This window comes from Enterocloster sp. (assembly GCF_057861365.1).
Map to the genome: position 1 here is coordinate 34,744 of NZ_DBMACH010000002.1, position 17,750 is coordinate 52,493.

15 protein-coding genes and 1 riboswitch are annotated in these 17,750 nt (G+C 45.2%); all 15 genes read left to right on the forward strand.

Translation table 11 applies throughout. The features are described 5' to 3' along the window. Window positions 1-2 precede the first annotated feature (2 nt). The 15 genes from ACZM6M_RS02975 (at window position 3) to ACZM6M_RS03045 (ending at window position 17,639) form a co-directional block, all read left to right on the forward strand. Window positions 3-5,522, forward strand: a complete 5,520-nt coding sequence (locus tag ACZM6M_RS02975) for an immunity protein Imm33 domain-containing protein (RefSeq protein WP_340277791.1) — start codon at window positions 3-5, stop codon at window positions 5,520-5,522. A gap of 15 nt (window positions 5,523-5,537) precedes the next feature. Next, complete coding sequence (locus ACZM6M_RS02980) at window positions 5,538-6,401, forward strand: CbrC family protein (protein ID WP_419042876.1); 864 nt, start codon at window positions 5,538-5,540, stop codon at window positions 6,399-6,401. A gap of 9 nt (window positions 6,402-6,410) precedes the next feature. Beyond that, a complete protein-coding gene (locus ACZM6M_RS02985) occupies window positions 6,411-6,962 on the forward strand; it encodes a DUF4304 domain-containing protein (RefSeq protein WP_296038027.1) in 552 nt (183 codons plus the stop codon). 37 nt (window positions 6,963-6,999) lie between these two features. Further along, complete coding sequence (locus tag ACZM6M_RS02990) at window positions 7,000-7,503, forward strand: glutathione reductase (RefSeq protein WP_066549685.1); 504 nt, start codon at window positions 7,000-7,002, stop codon at window positions 7,501-7,503. Between the two features lie 24 nt (window positions 7,504-7,527). After that, window positions 7,528-7,656, forward strand: coding sequence for a hypothetical protein (locus tag ACZM6M_RS02995; protein ID WP_278284615.1), 129 nt, complete (start codon window positions 7,528-7,530; stop codon window positions 7,654-7,656). Between the two features lie 108 nt (window positions 7,657-7,764). Further along, a riboswitch (FMN riboswitch) is annotated at window positions 7,765-7,879 on the forward strand. A 135-nt stretch (window positions 7,880-8,014) separates the two neighbouring features. Continuing rightward, complete coding sequence (gene ribD, locus ACZM6M_RS03000; protein WP_066549682.1) at window positions 8,015-9,115, forward strand: bifunctional diaminohydroxyphosphoribosylaminopyrimidine deaminase/5-amino-6-(5-phosphoribosylamino)uracil reductase RibD; 1,101 nt, start codon at window positions 8,015-8,017, stop codon at window positions 9,113-9,115. Further along, window positions 9,100-9,735 carry a riboflavin synthase gene (ribE, locus tag ACZM6M_RS03005; RefSeq protein WP_066549676.1) on the forward strand — a complete coding sequence of 212 codons (636 nt, stop codon included), beginning with the start codon at window positions 9,100-9,102 and terminating at the stop codon, window positions 9,733-9,735. Before ribD ends, ribE begins: the two co-directional genes overlap by 16 nt. 19 nt (window positions 9,736-9,754) lie before the next feature. After that, complete coding sequence (locus tag ACZM6M_RS03010) at window positions 9,755-10,960, forward strand: bifunctional 3,4-dihydroxy-2-butanone-4-phosphate synthase/GTP cyclohydrolase II (RefSeq protein ID WP_066549670.1); 1,206 nt, start codon at window positions 9,755-9,757, stop codon at window positions 10,958-10,960. Then, the gene (ribH, locus tag ACZM6M_RS03015) at window positions 10,961-11,428 is read left to right on the forward strand and encodes a 6,7-dimethyl-8-ribityllumazine synthase (protein ID WP_008394619.1); all 468 of its coding nucleotides are present in this window, start codon (window positions 10,961-10,963) and stop codon (window positions 11,426-11,428) included. A gap of 371 nt (window positions 11,429-11,799) precedes the next feature. Continuing rightward, window positions 11,800-12,966 (forward strand): replication initiation factor domain-containing protein, encoded by a 1,167-nt coding sequence (locus tag ACZM6M_RS03020; RefSeq protein ID WP_337933859.1) that lies wholly within the window; start codon window positions 11,800-11,802, stop codon window positions 12,964-12,966. Window positions 12,967-13,618: 652 nt separating this feature from the next. After that, window positions 13,619-13,846 (forward strand): tRNA wybutosine-synthesizing protein 3-like protein, encoded by a 228-nt coding sequence (locus tag ACZM6M_RS03025; protein ID WP_066549665.1) that lies wholly within the window; start codon window positions 13,619-13,621, stop codon window positions 13,844-13,846. Between the two features lie 111 nt (window positions 13,847-13,957). Beyond that, on the forward strand, window positions 13,958-15,571 hold the full coding sequence (locus ACZM6M_RS03030; protein ID WP_489489665.1) for a recombinase family protein: 1,614 nt from the start codon (window positions 13,958-13,960) through the stop codon (window positions 15,569-15,571). Between the two features lie 160 nt (window positions 15,572-15,731). Continuing rightward, the gene (locus ACZM6M_RS03035; RefSeq protein WP_278284605.1) at window positions 15,732-15,863 is read left to right on the forward strand and encodes a hypothetical protein; all 132 of its coding nucleotides are present in this window, start codon (window positions 15,732-15,734) and stop codon (window positions 15,861-15,863) included. Window positions 15,864-15,888: 25 nt separating this feature from the next. After that, window positions 15,889-16,764, forward strand: a complete 876-nt coding sequence (locus ACZM6M_RS03040; protein WP_066549657.1) for a spondin — start codon at window positions 15,889-15,891, stop codon at window positions 16,762-16,764. Next, window positions 16,761-17,639, forward strand: coding sequence for a DUF4261 domain-containing protein (locus ACZM6M_RS03045; RefSeq protein ID WP_489489668.1), 879 nt, complete (start codon window positions 16,761-16,763; stop codon window positions 17,637-17,639). Before ACZM6M_RS03040 ends, ACZM6M_RS03045 begins: the two co-directional genes overlap by 4 nt. Window positions 17,640-17,750: the final 111 nt, after the last annotated feature.

Sequence of the window (17,750 nt, forward strand, 5' to 3'; positions counted from 1 at the left end):
AGATGTATATCAAAAAATACTGGGGCAACTTTATTGGCGGCTCGGATGACAGCCTGAACCTTGTGGCATTTTTGGAGGACCAGAAGCAAGAGGAGATCCCCCTCAGCGAGATTTTCGCCAAGATCGGTCTGGACAAGCAGAACTGGGACTTTCGCCAAACCGTGGAGTATCTGGAGTTCACCCACTCCAATGGCGTGGAGATGGACTTCCACTTCGCCAGTGATGTGGTCACCGATTTGGCCGCCATTCTGCTGGAGTGCAGCGTCAGCGGCAGTGTAAACCTTCAGGATCTGGACGAGTACAACACCCCCGCCCGCCGTATCCGCATCACTGCTACGCCGGAGGAGTACGACGCCATGAATAAGGCCATGGCGGACTTTGTCCAAGATCCCCTGTCCTATGACATCAGTGAGATGATGGGTAAGGATGAGATCACAGATATGGCTTATCAGGTGGAGATGCTGCGGAAAGAGCTGTACGAATCCCCCGGCCGTAACCGGAACTACCATGTAAAGGCGGAAGATGTGAAACATCTGCTCCCTGACTGGGAGGGCGCCGATGGCTGCATCGCCACCAACCGCATCACGGTAGAGGGCTGCAAGGTGGGCTACTGCTACCGGGAGGAGCCGGACGGCGGCTGGGACAGCGGCTGGCGCTTTACCGCCGGTGACGAGAGCGAGGCGTACATGGACGCCCCCAACAATGCCGGGATTTACAAACTGAATACGATCTGCAACGACGATCCCGACATCATTCCTCTGCTGCATACACTCGCTCCCTGTGCCTTTGAGCGGGATGAGAATGGTGTGTTTCAGCAGATCAAAGACTGGAAACCGGATGAGGACGAGGAGGAGACTGATATGGACATTTTGAAGCAGTGCCAGAAGTGGCATGAGGAGAGCAAACAACATAAAATTATTGATGCGCTGGAGGCCATCCCCGCCGAGGAGCGTACCCCTGAGATGGACAGCGAGTTGGCCCGCGCCTATAACAATCTGGCAGACCCACATAAGCCAACTTGCAAAGAAATGCTCAAAAAGGCCCTCGCTCTGCTAAAGCCCCATGAGGAATACTTCGAGGACGACTATTACTGGAACTTCCGCATGGGTTACTCTTACTTTTATCTGGATCAAGAGGGCCGGGCTCTGCGATACTTTGAAAAGGCATTGGAGGCCCGCCCTGGTGACGAGGACACCATGGAGCTGATCGACTGGTGCAGGAAGGGCATTTCCCTGCCGCAGTTCTCGGAGTGCTTCCGAGAGCGGACAGAGAACTGGTGGGAAACCTTTGCCGAAATGGAAGCAGAATTGCGCCAGATGATGGACGAGGACAAGGATCACATCCGTGGTGCGGAGATCGTGGCCCAAATGGAGGAAACCCTGAATCTGGTTTTTGATGAGATCTCCTTTGAACTGGGCGTGGGCGGCGAAAAGCATGAGCTGATCCTCACCCCGGAGGGCGACAAAGTCAAATTGTTCGAACTGGTCTATTTCCAGAAACACGCTCCCAAGAAGGTGTTGGAGCACTGGAATATCCTGGTGGGCCGTCAGCCCCTCCAGAATATCGGCCTGCGCACAGAGGATGGCTGGGAGATTTCCGGAGAGGATGTGCAGATCTGGCTGGAGGAGCAGGGTGAAAACAGCTTCGCCATCTCCGCCTACTGCGAAAAGCTGCTGCCTATGCTCAGGGAGGAGGAAGGCCGGGCTTGGTGGCTGCTCACCACCCTTACCGACCAGGTGCTGGGTGAGATCCCCCACATGAGATATATAGACAGCTTTGATGTGCTGGTGGAACCCAAGGCGGAGCCGTCCATTCTTATGTCTCAACTTCCTGATGCTCTGAAGGATCGGGGCCTGGAACTCTCCACCGATCCGGCAGCCTATCTGGACAGTTACATTGGCTACAAAATGGAACCCAACAAGGACCCTGATACCGACTGGCGGCTGGATGTAATTGCTGGTTCCACTAACTGTGTGCCGCTCATCAACGGCTATCTGAATGCCGACAATGATTTTATGGACGATCTCCATGCCGACGGCGCGGTGGCGGGCTTTTTCTGCTATCCCCTGGATACCCTGCGAGAGAAGGAAGGCAGTCAGAAAATCTTCGACTTCCGGGACAAGCTGGAGGAATTGTTTACCATCGGGGACGGTTCGGAAGTGCTTACTCTCACCGGCGGGGCCAGCGGCCTCTACTGCGGCTATGTGGACTTCATCGCCTGGGACATCCGAGAGGCACTGAACATGGCAAAAGAGTTCTTTGAAGGCACGGACATCCCATGGGCCATCTTCCATACCTTCCGCCGTGAAGCAGGATCTGTGCCCCTAAAACAACAAGATGATGGGCCAGAAACTGAGAATCAGGATGACGAGTTGAACGAAACGTTGAATGGTATAGACTATATCCCTTACACCCCGCAAAACGAGGAGGCATTCTTTACACAGCTGGAGCAGTGGAACGACGAGGACGAGTACACCCGCTGCATCCAGGCACTGAATGCCATCCCGGAGGACGGTCGGAACTACCGCATTTCCTACGCGCTGGCGAGGGCACTGGAAAACTACGCCATTATCGGCGATCACGATGAGGGAACCCCCAACTACAAAGGGGATAAGGCTCTGCTTCGCGCCATTGAGGTGCTGGAGTCCGTCAGAGAAGAAGGAGAGGACAAGGCGGAGTGGAATATGCGGATGGCCTACGGCTATCAGTATCTCCACGGCCAGGAGCAAAAAGCTATCCACTATGCCCAGCGGTGGGCAGAACTGGACCCAGAGGATGAAAATGCCACAGCGGTAATCCGGGAATGTAAGGCGGAGATTCGGAAATACCAGCACAGCAGGAACAAGAAGGTAAAATTCGTGCCTGGCGATACCCCTTTCGAGGACTTCGACCTTACCAACTTTTGGGATGATAATTGGTATGCACTAAAAGAGTATGTCAGTGATCTGCCTTCCGATGAACTGATCGCCAGCGTGGAGGAGGAACTGGGCTACAAGCTGCCTGCCTCCTACATCTGGCTGATGAAGCAGCACAACGGCGGCATCCCGGTGAATACCTGCTATCCCTGCGATGAGCCGACCAGTTGGGCGGAAGATCATGTGGCCATTACAGGAATTTTGGGTATTGGACGGGAAAAGAGATATTCCCTGTGTGGGGAATTGGGCAGCCAGTTTATGATCGATGAGTGGGAATATCCCGCTATCGGTGTGGCCATTTGTGACTGTCCCAGCGCCGGACACGATATGATCTTCCTGGACTACCGGACCTGCGGCCCCCAGGGAGAGCCTGCGGTGGTCCATGTGGATCAGGAGAACGACTACAAGATGACCCATCTGGCAGACAGCTTTGAGGAATTTATTTGTGGACTGGAGCATGAATCCCTCTATGATCCAGATGAAGAGGCAGGGGATCTTGACGAAGAGGATGACGCCGACGAGGAGGAAACTGACTGTAAGGGTTCCTTTGCCGGGTCTGTGCTCCTGTCCAAAGCGGAGTGGGACAAGGAACAGTTTATCCGGGATCTGAGGGAAGAATGGGGCATTGTGGATGAAGGATCAGATGGGGCAGATGAAGATGATGAGAACAGCAGCGATGCTGTGGTAATGCAAGTTGGCGGCATGATGCTGGTTGCGACACTCTTTCCTGGTCACATCCCGGATAGCGAAGCAGAGATTAACGCCGAAAATAACTATATGTGGCCAGAAGCCGTAGAAGCGGCTAAAGCGCACAAGGCCCATATCATGGTGGCAGTACTTGGCGAGGAGGAAAAACTGCTGGAACGGGGCAAGCTGTTTACTAAGGCAATGGCAGTGTGCTGTAAGCAGAAATATGTTACCGGCGTTTTTACCAGCGGTGTGGTGTTTGAACCCCGATTCTACGAGGGCTTCGCCAATATGATGAAAGAGGACGAACTGCCCATCTTCAACTGGGTCTGGTTCGGCCTGTACCGGAGCGAGGGCGGATTGAACGGCTACACTTACGGCATGGATGTGTTCGGTAAGGAGGAGATGGAGGTGCTGAACACCGACGCCGAGCCGGAGGATCTGCGGGACTTTTTGGCAAGCCTTGCCTCCTATGTGCTGGCGTGTGATGTGACGCTGAAAGATGGTGAGACCATCGGATTTTCGGCAGACGATAAGCATACCATTACCCGCAGTGCTGGTGTTTCTCTGCCAGAGGAGCAGATGACTTTGAAAATCGGATGGGAACCGTTGGATAGCGAGTCAGATGATAGTAGTGATGACGACTATGTGGTGGAAATGGATGATGCCAACGGGCATCTGGAAACCATTGAGGAAAAGGCTCTTCCAGTGGATGAGATCAACGCCTACAACCACATGGCCATTTACCTGCGCTGGTGCATGGAGCATGACCTGATGGATAAGAAATTCCTTGTGGAGTACGGAGAGGTAGTAGAAAAGGTCAAGGCTGATCCTGACAGCGTGGGTCTAAGGGAATTTATCCGAGATGAACTGGATGGTCAGCTGGTCGGCCCGCTATTCAACAAAATTGGCCGAGCATTTGCTTCCTACTACTATGGGGAGCCGGATAGTCCCTATTTCCCAAGTGACATTGACAACTACGCAATCAGCGTCATCGGGCAGGAACGCAATTACTCTGAGGAGATTCAAGACGAAGCCTATCTGTTCATTCCTTTTGACGAGGATTATTATCAGGCTATGGCAGAGGTAATTGGAGAGCGATTTGAAAACTGGAAAGGACAGAACTTTGATGAGGATACCCTGGAGCCTTCCGAGGTGGCCCAGGCTATTATGGAATATTTGGACTGCGAATGTACTTATTTTCCCGCTATGGCAGATGATGACCCCATTATGGCTGCGTATAGCTACGCTAAGCGGGACAGTTTCCATGATGGCTTTGTTCCTATCCTTATTCGAGCGGATGATGAAACATTGTTGGAGTGTCTGGTAATGAACGCTGACCCGGATCATGATGTGGACTGCTATGAATTTGACCTCAAAACGGTAGAGGAGTATCGAAAGAAGATGATAGAAGCGCCTGTAAAGGATGGGAAGGCCGTTCTGGAAGAATTGACTGGTCAGCGTAAGGAAGAAGCTGAGGACGATGACATGAATTGGGAGGAGAAAGTTCTGGGCGAGATGAAGGATGGTTATGAAAACTGCCGCTTTTCCAGCTACTGGGATTCAGATTGTCACATGACTTATCCCCTTATTCTGGCTAAAATTCCGGTAAAGAACCCTTGGGAGCTCTTCGCCTATCTACCCTTTGGAAACTGGAATGAGTGTCCGGATACGCCGGAGCTGATGGCAGTGGCAAAATACTGGTTTGAGCAGTATGGCGCCATCCCTGCTGCTATGAGCCACGATGAGTTGGAATTCCTACTCCCGACCCCTGTTCCCAAGGAGAAGGCAATGGAAGTTGCTACAGAACAATATGGTTTCTGCCCGGATATCGTGAACCAGGAGCAGGATGCCCCCACTGTGGGCAATCTGGCGGATGTCCTGTGGCAGTCTACTGCCTGGTATTTCTGGTGGGATTGATGGGAGATTGTGAACATGAACGAATACCTGAAGCAATATATTGAACTACAAAAGCAGTTTCGGGAGACAGAAGGAAATCCAGACAGTGTCCGCGCTCTCTATGCTTTCAAGGAGAAACTGGAGCAATCGGAAGACAAGCAGGAAAAGGCGGTGCTGGTGGATGTATATGATCTGCTGGACTTTAAGAAGGATGCTTATGAATTGCTCCGCCAAATTGGAAATCGCTCGAATAAAAAAATGCTCAAGCGGTTGGGAGTCTTGAAAGACTATGCGGAAAACTGGGGCAACCACTACGCCATTCCTAAGCCAAAAATGCTGGAGGAAAAGCAGAAAGAGAAGGAGTGGCAGGCCAAACTGGGCCTGCCCACCTTCCGGTATCACCCGAACCCTTTGGAAACTGGCGCTTTTGAGGAGTCCACAACAGGTGTTGTCTGTGATTGCTGTGGCAAGGAGACTCATATTTTTTATACCAATCCGTTTTTTTCCGTGGAGGATATTGCATATCTGTGCCCAGAGTGCATCGCCAACGGCGAAGCAGCCCGGAAATATGATGGTAGTTTTCAAGATGATTTCTCTCTGGATGATGGTGTAGACGATCTGGAAAAACTGGACGAGCTGATCCACCGCACCCCCGTCTACTCCGGCTGGCAGCAGGAATATTGGCGAGCTCACTGCGGCGACTACTGTGCCTTTTTGGGCTATGTGGGTGCCAGAGAACTGCGGGCACTGGGTGTGCTGGAGGAGGTGCTGGACGATCCCATGTGGGACGAGGAGCAGAAAAATATGATCCGGGAATCCGTCAATGGCGGGCACCTGCAATGCTATCTGTTCCAGTGCCTCCAATGCGGAAAGCACCTGGTCTGGATGGATTTTGATTGAGGTGGCAACATGGAGAAGAAGGATTTTCCCAAGGGAACCAAGCACCGCGAGATCTTCGTCTATACCTGTGAGCGGATCGCGGAGCCTTTGATCCCGCTGGGCTACAAATACCGCAAGAGCAAAAATGACATCTACAAAAAAGACGGCATCTTTGTGTTCTCCTTTTACTTTTCCCCCTCCATCCGCTTTGGCTCCACCACTTTTACTGCTTTCTTCGATGTGAGTTCCCCGGTAATTGCCAAGTGGCGCAGTGAGCAGGAAGGGACGGAGAAAACCTATGATGGTATCGTGGGCACCTCCATCGCCCGGCTGACCCGCCGGTATGATGACTTCCCCCGCTATGAGGTATCTACTCTGCTGGAGCGGGAACGCTCTATCCAGGAGATTTCCGGGCAGATCCAAGACTATGCACTACCGTTCTTTGCCCGGTTTTCGAATCTGCCCAAGTTGCTGGACGATGTGGAACAGGAAGGGTTCTTCCCACATCGGAAGGGGGTCGATGTCCCTAAGCGGAATCGGGAGTTCATCGAATGCTTCCGGGAGTATCTCAAAAAGACATAATAAATTACAGTAAGAAAACAAAACGGAGGAAATCGGTATGGAAGAAATCAGAAAGTTTTTATCGGAACATGAGGAACATCAGGACGAATTTTGGGAAAGCGATGCTCTGATCTGGGTGGACTGGAGAGATTTTGATGAATCTATCATCGAATACTTCAATAAAAAACTGCCTGATGAAGATAAAATTCAGTTTGAATGTGTGGAAACAGAAAAAGAACGCGGTGTTGATATTTTTATGAAAAAGAATGGTGTCAGCGCACCGATCCCCTACGCAGATGATTGTACCGACCGTGACACTACGCTGAGAAGTATTCAGGAGTATCTGTCGCCGCAGTATCAGCTCCGCTGGTATATGGGCTCGCTCGGTAGCGATACCCTTGCTTTCTGTATTTATCCCACTTCAGAATGGGAGCAGATAGAGCAGGAATTTGGCACAGAAAAAGTTTCCTACTACTTTGCACCGGTGCAGGCAAACAGTGTCATGTTCGAAATGGATATGAATGAAGTTTTTGCTTTGCTGGAGCAAAGAGGAGACGCGTAAGATTAACTTTCAGGAGGAATCACCATGTCACAGATTGCATCCTTTTATCTTCTCAAAGACGGTCAGCGGCAGAAACTGTCCAACGGCGATTGCTCCGGCGTGGTCTATATGGCCATCTGGGACTGGGGAGTTTCCCAAACAAAAGGATATTAAGAAATAACCTGTGTTTACCTGCTTGCAAATTATTGTATTTGGATAAACGAGAAAAAACTTTTTATTGACAGATATAATATCAAATATTATAATTGTTCGTAATTGAATAACTATCTTCAGGGCAGGGTGTAATTCCCTACCGGTGGTATAGCCCACGAGCCGAAAGGCATGATTTGGTGAAATTCCAAAGCCGACAGTATAGTCTGGATGAAAGAAGATGAAAGTAAGTTTATGCTTTTTTGCGTGCTCTGGAATGATTTTATATTGTTTCAGAGCATTTTCTTTAATCGCATAAATCCTCTTTTGTATGTCTTGGATAGATTTTATTCAAGGCATGTATTTTTTTGGAGGTGTAAAAATGAGCGATACAGAATACATGAAATTAGCAATAAAACTGGCAAAAAAAGGTGCTGGCTATGTCAATCCTAATCCTATGGTTGGGGCAGTAATTGTAAAAGATAATCGAATTATAGGACAGGGATACCATGAAATCTTTGGTGGATTGCATGCAGAGAGAAATGCACTAAAAAATTGTAGGGAGTCACCTGTAGGAGCAACACTTTATGTAACACTTGAACCATGCTGTCACTATGGTAAGACACCACCTTGCACAGAAGCAATTATTAAAAGTGGCATTACGAGAGTAGTCGTCGGAACTTTAGACTGTAATCCTATTGTGTCTGGAAAAGGTGTAAAGGTACTTGAGGAAAACAACATTCAAGTTGTGATAGGAATTTTAGAAATGGAGTGTCAACAGTTAATCAAAGTTTTTAGAAAATATGTTACAAGGCATATTCCTTATGTTTTTATGAAATATGCAATGACAATGGACGGGAAAATAGCAACTTATACAAATCAATCAAAATGGATAAGTGGCGAAAAGGCGAGAAAACAAGTACATCAATTCAGGCATAAGGTTACTGCGATCATGGTAGGAGTGAATACCGTTATTCAAGATGACCCTTTACTGACATGCCGATTAGAAAACGGGAAAAATCCTATTCGTATCGTATGTGATACAGATTTAAGAACACCCATTACATCAAAAATTATCAAAACAGCGAATGACATTAAAACATATATCGCTACTTCTTCTATTGATGAAAGTAAGATTGCTCTTTACAGAAAATGTGGTTGTGAAATTATTTATACGAAGAAAAAAGGTAATCATATTGACTTAATGAATTTAATGCAATGTTTAGGAAATATGCAGATAGACAGTCTACTTTTAGAGGGTGGAAGTGCAATGAATTGGAGTGCTCTTGAGCAACAGATTGTTGATGAGGTGCAAATTTATATAGCACCTAAAATATTTGGTGGGAGTGCAAAAAGCCCTGTAAGTGGTCAAGGTGTTGCTTTTCCTAATGACGCCATTATGCTCAAACCATATGCTTTTTCTCAAGTGGGAAATGATTATTTCATAGAAAGCGAAGTGATTTATCCATGTTTACAGGAATAATAGAAGAAATCGGTAAAGTAGAAAGAATACAGAAAGATACTTGTAACTGTAAACTATCCATTAAAGCTTCAAAAATATTAGAGGATATACATTTAGGCGACAGCATAGCAGTCAATGGTATCTGCCTTACAGTTACTTGTTTCACTCGACAATCTTTTACAGTTGATGTGATGAATGAAACATGGAACAGAACGGCTCTTAGCCTGTTAAGACATGGAAACCTTGTGAATTTAGAAAGAGCTATGCCTATGAATGGCAGGTTGGGCGGTCACATTGTTACGGGGCATATTGATGGGACAGGTAGAATATCGTCTGTGCGTAGAGACAAAAATGCGGTGTGGTATCAAATCAATACGCAAAGAGAAATCTTAAATCTAATTGTTGAAAAAGGTTCGATTGCTATTGACGGTATTAGTCTTACTGTCGCAAAAGTATCGAAAGCAGATTTTTCGGTATCCGTTATCCCTCATACTTTGGAGCAAACAATTCTCAAGAATAAACAAGTCGGGGATATGGTAAACCTTGAAAATGATATATTAGGGAAATATGTGCAGAAACTCATAGACAACAGCAATGAAACAGAGTTGTCGAAAGAGTTGTTATGCCGATACGGATTTTAGCAGAAAGGATAAAGGAATTATGAAATATCAAAAAATAAAAGAGGCATTGCAGGCGTTACAAGAGGGAAAACTTGTTTTGGTTATGGACGATAAAGAGAGAGAAAATGAGGGGGATTTAATTTGTTCGGCACAATTTGCGACAACAGAAAATGTTAATTTTATGGCGACTTATGCAAAAGGCTTAATCTGTATGCCTATGAGTGAAAGTCTGGCTAACAGGCTCATGCTTTCCCCTATGGTTGAAGATAATACAGATAACCATGAAACTGCCTTTACAGTTTCTATTGATTATAAGGATACTACAACAGGTATTTCTGCCGAAGAAAGAGGATTAACGGCTCGTATGTGTGTGACTGAGAATGTAAATCCCTTTGACTTTCGTAGACCGGGGCACATGTTTCCTCTGATTGCAAAGAACGGAGGTGTTTTGGAAAGAAATGGACATACAGAAGCAACGGTTGACCTATTGAGGTTGGCTGGCTTAAAAGAATGTGGCTTATGTTGCGAAATTATGAATGAAAACGGGAAAATGATGAGAACACCTGATTTAATTCAGTTTTCTCAAACGCACCATATACCTACCCTCACAATTAAAGAATTACAGGAATACAGAAAAGTATATGATTTGCTTGTAGAATGTGTTTCGGTTGTAGAAATGCCTACAAAATATGGGAATTTCAAAGCACATTGTTATATCAATAAATTGAATGGAGAACATCATGTTGCATTGGTTATGGGAGATTTGAATAATGGAAACGATGTGCTATGTCGTGTCCACTCAGAGTGCTTAACAGGAGATGTCTTTGGTTCTTTACGCTGTGATTGTGGACAGCAGTTAGATAAAGCAATGAAAATGATTGCAGAAAATGGTTCTGGTGTATTGCTTTATATGCGACAAGAGGGACGAGGTATCGGGCTTGTCAATAAACTAAAAGCCTATCATTTACAGGATAACGGTATGGATACACTTGATGCCAACCTTGCATTAGGATTTCAAGGCGATTTAAGAGAATATTATATCGGTGCACAGATTTTAAGAGATTTGGGAATAAAATCATTGCATTTACTTACAAATAATCCTGATAAAGTTTATCAGTTAGAAGATTATGGAATGAAAATTTCAAGCAGAGTACCGATTGAAATAGAAGCAAATCCTTATGATAGTTTTTATCTAAAGACAAAGAAAGACCGAATGGGACACATTTTGAATATGGAGGAAAAATAAATGAACACTTTTGAAGGAAATTTAGTAGCAGAAAATATAAAAATCGGTATTGTTGTAGCAAGATTTAATGAGTTTATAACTTCTAAGCTGTTAGCAGGTGCATTAGATAATTTGAAAAGAGAAAATGTTGGTGAAAAGGACATAGAGGTAGCTTGGGTTCCGGGAGCATTTGAAATACCTTTGATAGCGTCTAAAATGGCAAAAAGTAAAAAATATGATGCGATTATTTGTTTGGGAGCAGTTATTCGAGGTAGTACAAGCCATTATGATTATGTGTGTAGTGAGGTATCAAAAGGAATTGCTCAAATCAGTTTAAATACCGAAACACCAGTTATGTTTGGTGTTCTTACGACAGATACGATTGAACAGGCGATAGAACGAGCTGGTAGCAAAGCAGGAAATAAAGGCTCTGAATGTGCACAGGGAGCTATTGAAATGGTAAATCTAATTCGTGCATTAGAGGTATAATATGATTGGGGATTAAAAGGTAAAGCGAAAAAGCATAATAGGCGGAGTGATCCAGACACGGCGGTGGGAAAATCTCTTAGATTTTTCCACCGTTTTTAGTGGCTGGTTCACTCCGGCAGTTGAGCGAGCTTGCGAGCGAACAGTAAGCCCCCGTTATCTAACAGGGGGGTACTATTACAAAAGACAAGAGAAAAAATAAATATAAAACTGCTGATATGCAACGATTTACAAGGTTATAAGAACTTATTTCACTTCACACCCTATTTTTTCTACCCGACAGGTCTAAAACATCATATCAATAGCAAATAATGATAAGATACAAGGTGTATGCTTCTATGAGTATATGCCTTTTTTGATTGGAGGAATAAAACATGAATGATATGAAATTTATTGAAACATTAAAGCAAAAGAGAAAAGCCTGTGATTATTCGCAATCACGACTGGCACAGGAATTGCAAATCAGCAGGCAGAACTTAAATGAAATTGAAAACGGAAAAACAAAAGCCAGTAAAGAAATGAAACATATACTTCTACATTATCTTGATTATTGTAATTGTACTCAGCCTTTCACTTTAACGATTGACTACCTGCGTGTTCGTTTTCCTACCATAGACGCATTGGAAATTATAAAAAATGTACTGGCAATGAAGAGCGAATATTTTATCCATGAAGATTACGGAATGTATGGTTATGAAGAACAGTATGTCTATGAGGATATTAGTATAAATGCTTCTAAAGATAGTTCTATGGGTGTTTTATTGGAATTAAGAGGTATGGGGTGTCGGAACTTGGAATATGTTTTACAGGCAAGAGGGATAGACTGGTATTACTTTTTAAGATGTTGTATAGATTATCAAGGTGTTTTTAAACGCATAGATTTAGCGGTCAATGATATGGGCGGACTGCTGGATATAGAAATTCTAAGGGAACGCTATTATGCCAACAAGGTATGGAAACGTTCAAGAACCCATGAAGCAGTAGACAGCGGGAAATTATCGGGTACACATGGAGATACTGCAAAAACCTTTTATATCGGTTCAAAGAATAGTTCTATTTACTTTTGCCTGTATGAAAAAGAAAAGGAACAAAAAAGCAAAGGCATAAAAACAAACATTAAGAACCGCTTTGAAATTCGTTTGAAAAATGAAAAAGCAGAACAAACGATAGAACAATTTGTTTTTACAAGAAATCCCGAACAGACCATAGCAAGCCTTATCCTCACACAGATAGATTTTCCCGATTATATTTTATGGGATATATTTTTAGATAATGTAACGACCTCACTTCCGTTTATTATGACGCCTGTTGCTGTCAATATGGATAAAACAAAACGCTGGTTAGAAAGACAGGTCATGCCCTCTTTATTGATGATAAAAGAGATTGAAAAGAAAACAGGAGCAAATTATCTGGAAGAAATCGACAGACATACAAGACTAACAGAAAAGCAGGAATTAAAAATTAAACAAATGACAACAGACATAGCAGATATGATTGAGAAAGATACCGCTGTTCCACAAGGGAATGACGGTATTTTTTAATTTCTTCAAAAAATCTGCAACAAAACGGTTACTTGCGTACAGATATGGTGCAAGGAAAGGAAATCTGACTTTTTTTGAAAACAGGTCATTAAATCGGTGGTTGCTGTCCCTATATGATGTGAAAGAAGAAACGATTTTCAATTTCAACTTAACAATCCGTAGTTTCCATTCCCTATATGGAGCAAAGAAAATCTTTCATTCCATAGTTGGTAGTAATAGTGTTGCATGGGTAGTTAGGGTGTGAAAAGAAAATCAGATTTTTTCATCACCAACTTAGCAGAATGACACTTTCTTTCCCTATATGGTGCAGGAAAAGAGAAAAGTTTTGAAGATTGGTTACGCTTCTGCTCTTTTCCAACGCGGTATATAGGAAAGACGATTTTCTTCTTTCGTGTTCTTTGACAACTGAATAAAGCAATTTAATACGTTTGACAGACAGCGAGCCGTTGAAACAGATACGCCATGACCTTTTCCCTGCTAAAGTGAGCGAGCCTTATCTGTGTTCCTGTAAGAAACTTGTCCTTTCCTACCGCCATGACCTGTTCTGTCTGATAATGATACTCCCGTACAGCCACAGCTTGAGCGTTCAGAGCGTCGCACGCAATGGGTACGGCTACATAAGAACTATGCAGAGGTGGAACTCCTGTGGGCTATGACAAAAGCCGTTGAATTGCTTAGAAAAGATTTTTACAGAAAGGGGGTATGTGCTATTGCTGATATTGTAAAAACAAGGCAGGAAAAGACAGATAATAAGCGTGGCATTGGCAACAGAGGAAAAACAAAGATTGTTGTAAAAGAGCATTTTTCCGAAAAGGGAAAGACAATGGAAGAACTTCTGACGGATGTTATGCTGGAAAAAGCAAAGCAGACAATCGCATAAAATCGGTGCAGTTGTAAGAAATAGATTGAATGACAAAAAGTACCCGTGTTATACTTTACTTGCAAGCAGGTATTGTAAACACGGGTTAGTTATAAAGGAGGATAACTGACAATGAAACAACAGATTTACAATACTGCACTTTATCTTAGGTTAAGCCGAGATGATGAATTACAGGGCGAAAGTTCCAGCATTACCACACAAAGAAGTATGTTGCGTCTATATGCAAAAGAACATCATTTGAATGTGATTGATGAGTATATTGATGACGGCTGGTCGGGAACAAATTTTGAAAGACCGAGTTTCCAGAGAATGATTGAAGATATAGAGGCAGGAAAAATCAACTGTGTTGTAACGAAAGACCTTTCCCGACTTGGCAGAAATTATATTATGACAGGACAATATACAGAATTGTATTTTCCCAGCCATAATGTCCGTTACATAGCGATTGACGACGGTGTAGACAGCGAAAAAGGTGAAAGTGAGATTGCACCATTTAAAAACATCATCAATGAATGGGTGGCAAGAGATACAAGCCGTAAAGTGAAATCTGCATTTAAGACAAAATTTGCAGAGGGTGCGTATTATGGGGCTTATGCTCCGTTAGGATATAAGAAACACCCCGACATCAAAGGAAAACTGCTGGTTGATGAGGAAACAAAATGGATTGTTGAAAAAATCTTCTCCCTAGCCTATCAAGGTTACGGTAGTGCCAAAATCACAAAGGTACTGCGAGAAGAAAAAGTTCCGACAGCGTCTTGGCTGAATTTCACAAGGTACGGTACTTTTGCACATATCTTTGAGGGAAAGCTCGACAGCAAGCGTTATGAGTGGACGATTGCTCATGTCAAGGCAATCTTAAAAAGTGAAGTCTATATCGGAAACAGCGTTCATAATCGACAATCAACAGTTTCATTCAAAAGCAAGAAGAAAGTGCGTAAGCCTGAAAGTGAATGGTTTCGAGTAGAAAATACCCATGAGCCGATTATTGATAAGGAAGTATTCTATCGTGTGCAGGAACAGATAAAATCAAGGCGTAGACAGACAAAGGAAAAAGCAACGCCGATATTTGCAGGGCTTGTCAAGTGTGCGGATTGTGGCTGGTCTATGCGGTTTGCGACAAATAAGGCAAATAAAACGCCATACAGTTATTATGCTTGCAGTTACTACGGACAGTTTGGCAAAGGTACTTGTTCTATGCACTATATCCGTTATGATGTGCTGTATCAAGCCGTATTGGATCGATTGCAGTATTGGGCTAAGGCAGTACAGCAGGACGAAGAAAAGGTGTTGAATAAGATACAAAAGGCTGGCAATGCAGAGCGAATACGGGAAAAGAAGAAAAAGGCAAGTGCCTTGAAGAAAGCCGAGAGCCGACAAAATGAGATTGACCGCTTGTTTGCGAAAATGTATGAAGATAGAGCCTGTGAGAAGATAACGGAACGAAATTTCATCATGCTGTCGGGGAAATATCAAAAAGAACAGATAGAACTGGAACAGCAGATAACCAACCTAAGAGAAGAATTAAGTAAAATGGAACAGGATATGATAGGTGCTGAAAAGTGGATTGAGTTAATCAAGGAGTATTCCGTACCAAAGGAACTGACAGCACCGTTATTAAATGCAATGATAGAAAAAATCCTTATTCACGAAGCAACAACGAATGAGGATAACGAAAGAATACAGGAAATAGAGATATACTACCGATTTATTGGAAAAGTAGACTGATAAAGAGGGTTCATATCTTTAACTAAGGGAAACTGGTGAGGGCGAGCTGGATCTGGATGTCCGTTTTCCTGCTCCCCAGACGGAGGACACCCTGGACTGCACTCTGCTGGAGGGCGAGCTGGCGTCTAAACTGCTGGCAGCTCTGCGGGAGCAGGACCTCTTGGAGCTGGCTGCTGAAATTGCCCCAGGCTGGGATCTGCCCGCCAAGGTGGTGCAAAGCGGACTTGAAACGCTGCGCTCCCATCTGGAACTGGTGCGGGGCAATACAGCCCTGCTGTATGAGATGGTGTAGAAAATGATTTAGGGGATGAATAGCTATGGAGCAAAAACGCCCGGCAGATATATTTCAGGAGCTTCTGGACTACCTATGGAACGGCCTGGATCTGGAGGAAAAAGGCTGGAAGCAGCTGAAAAAAGGCGACTTCAAAAAGAAAATGAAAAACGGGCTGACCTATCAGATCTGCTTTGACCGGAGCCGCTACAACTACATAGACTACGAAATCGGCCATGGAAATGTGGAGGTGGGCTTTACCTGTATCATAAAGCAGGGAGATGATTACCTTTACTCTTTCAAAATAGAACCGACAACAGGCGGTTCATTCTTTCGGATGCTGACAGAGGATCTGTGGCTGGACACCAGGCTGCTGAACACCTTCCTGCCCCTGATTAAAGCCCACTACCTCAATTTTATTGACTGCTTTGAAGCAGACCCAGTAGGGGCGCTCCAGTCGGTCTGCGCCCCCTTTACCCAGCCAGAGGATTACAGCTGGCGCATTCATGTGGATGAGCAGATGGTGGAACGGTACGGAACACCGGAGCAGCTGGCGGAGTACCGCCATCAGGCGGAATTGCGCGGAACGCCTGAACACAAGGCAAAGAACTGGATGGGTTCGATGTTGTTCCACCTCTCCCACGCCAATGATGTGGATCAAGCTTGGGCCTCAAGCCGCACCAGAGAGGAGCTGGACCAGGTGGTGGAACCCTTTGTGCAGGCCAAGCGGCAGACAGGACAGTGGACGCAGGAGGATGAGGCGGGCTATCAGCTCTACCGGCAGGAAACAGATTCGAAGAAGCGCACCTTTCGGGTATGGTATCTCATCGCCAACCCCCGCGGCCTGCCGAAAGAGTTTGTCCAGAAAGAGCTGGAGTTTCGGTGGAAGTTGTTCCCAGAAAAGAAGGAGGAAACCAAATGAGCAATAAAGCTTTCCAGCAAAACCTGGACGACAAAAAAGGTTCCCGGCCCGGTGGTCCCTATCTCATTCAGATGCTGTTCAAAGAGCAGGTAGAAATGCCGGATAAAGAAAAAATGACTGCCGTAATGGAGAAGCACATCGGATCGACAGAGTGCTTCTGTTATGATAAGAAAATGGCCGGCTTTGCCGCACAGGAGCATATTGCAGAGTTCAAGGAGGGAAAATGCCCGGTGCAGCTGATGGTGATGAAATGCGACGAGTTCAAGGGCAAAGGCTTTGATGCCTTCCCGATGAGCCAGATGTGGGACTGCCAGGAGAACCGGGAGCGGATCTTCCGGGAGTGTAAATATCAGGTGGTAGCCACCGATATGCTGGCAGCGGCGCTTCCGGCGCTGGAGCGTGCCAATCTGGATGCCGACTTTTTGGAGGCTCTGGCGGAGCTGTACCCCACCTGTGAGGCATTCTATTTTCAGAACTGCGGCAAGCTGTTTCTGGCAGAGGATGTGCGCTCCCATCAGATTGAGGGCACGGATCGGTTCATCCGCTTTGGTGTCAATGTCCGATTCTTCAACATTGAGGGCACGGAAGATATGCTCATCGACACGGTGGGCATGAGCACCCTGTTCCTGCCTGACCTCCAGTACCACTTCCACGACATGAACCCCAACTGGGTGGTAAACCACGCCTACAATGTGGCATCGTACATATTGGAGCATGATAACCCCATTCAGGATGGGGAAACCATAGACGGCGTGGCGGATGGCCAGATGTGCCGGGAGATTCAGTGGAAGTGCCAGTATGAGGACGCCCTGATCCAGCCGCCCAGAGAAGTATTAGATATTTGTATGGGAGAATATGCTGCAGGGAGACGGTAAGAGATGAATGGAATTATAATTGTAATGGGCATTTTGCTGATTTCCATGATGATACATCTGCTTTTGAGAAGAAACTGGCTTGGATTACTTGTATTTTTCTTTGTTCTGTTT

Bases quoted from the DNA above. Each gene is read 5' to 3' on its own strand.
- ACZM6M_RS02975 (WP_340277791.1), top strand. From the start codon at position 3: ATGTATATCAAAAAATACTGGGGCAACTTTATTGGCGGCTCGGATGAC.
- ACZM6M_RS02980 (WP_419042876.1), top strand. From the start codon at position 5,538: ATGAACGAATACCTGAAGCAATATATTGAACTACAAAAGCAGTTTCGG.
- ACZM6M_RS02985 (WP_296038027.1), top strand. From the start codon at position 6,411: ATGGAGAAGAAGGATTTTCCCAAGGGAACCAAGCACCGCGAGATCTTC.
- ACZM6M_RS02990 (WP_066549685.1), top strand. From the start codon at position 7,000: ATGGAAGAAATCAGAAAGTTTTTATCGGAACATGAGGAACATCAGGAC.
- ACZM6M_RS02995 (WP_278284615.1), top strand. From the start codon at position 7,528: ATGTCACAGATTGCATCCTTTTATCTTCTCAAAGACGGTCAGCGGCAG.
- ribD (WP_066549682.1), top strand. From the start codon at position 8,015: ATGAGCGATACAGAATACATGAAATTAGCAATAAAACTGGCAAAAAAA.
- ribE (WP_066549676.1), top strand. From the start codon at position 9,100: ATGTTTACAGGAATAATAGAAGAAATCGGTAAAGTAGAAAGAATACAG.
- ACZM6M_RS03010 (WP_066549670.1), top strand. From the start codon at position 9,755: ATGAAATATCAAAAAATAAAAGAGGCATTGCAGGCGTTACAAGAGGGA.
- ribH (WP_008394619.1), top strand. From the start codon at position 10,961: ATGAACACTTTTGAAGGAAATTTAGTAGCAGAAAATATAAAAATCGGT.
- ACZM6M_RS03020 (WP_337933859.1), top strand. From the start codon at position 11,800: ATGAATGATATGAAATTTATTGAAACATTAAAGCAAAAGAGAAAAGCC.
- ACZM6M_RS03025 (WP_066549665.1), top strand. From the start codon at position 13,619: ATGACAAAAGCCGTTGAATTGCTTAGAAAAGATTTTTACAGAAAGGGG.
- ACZM6M_RS03030 (WP_489489665.1), top strand. From the start codon at position 13,958: ATGAAACAACAGATTTACAATACTGCACTTTATCTTAGGTTAAGCCGA.
- ACZM6M_RS03040 (WP_066549657.1), top strand. From the start codon at position 15,889: ATGGAGCAAAAACGCCCGGCAGATATATTTCAGGAGCTTCTGGACTAC.
- ACZM6M_RS03045 (WP_489489668.1), top strand. From the start codon at position 16,761: ATGAGCAATAAAGCTTTCCAGCAAAACCTGGACGACAAAAAAGGTTCC.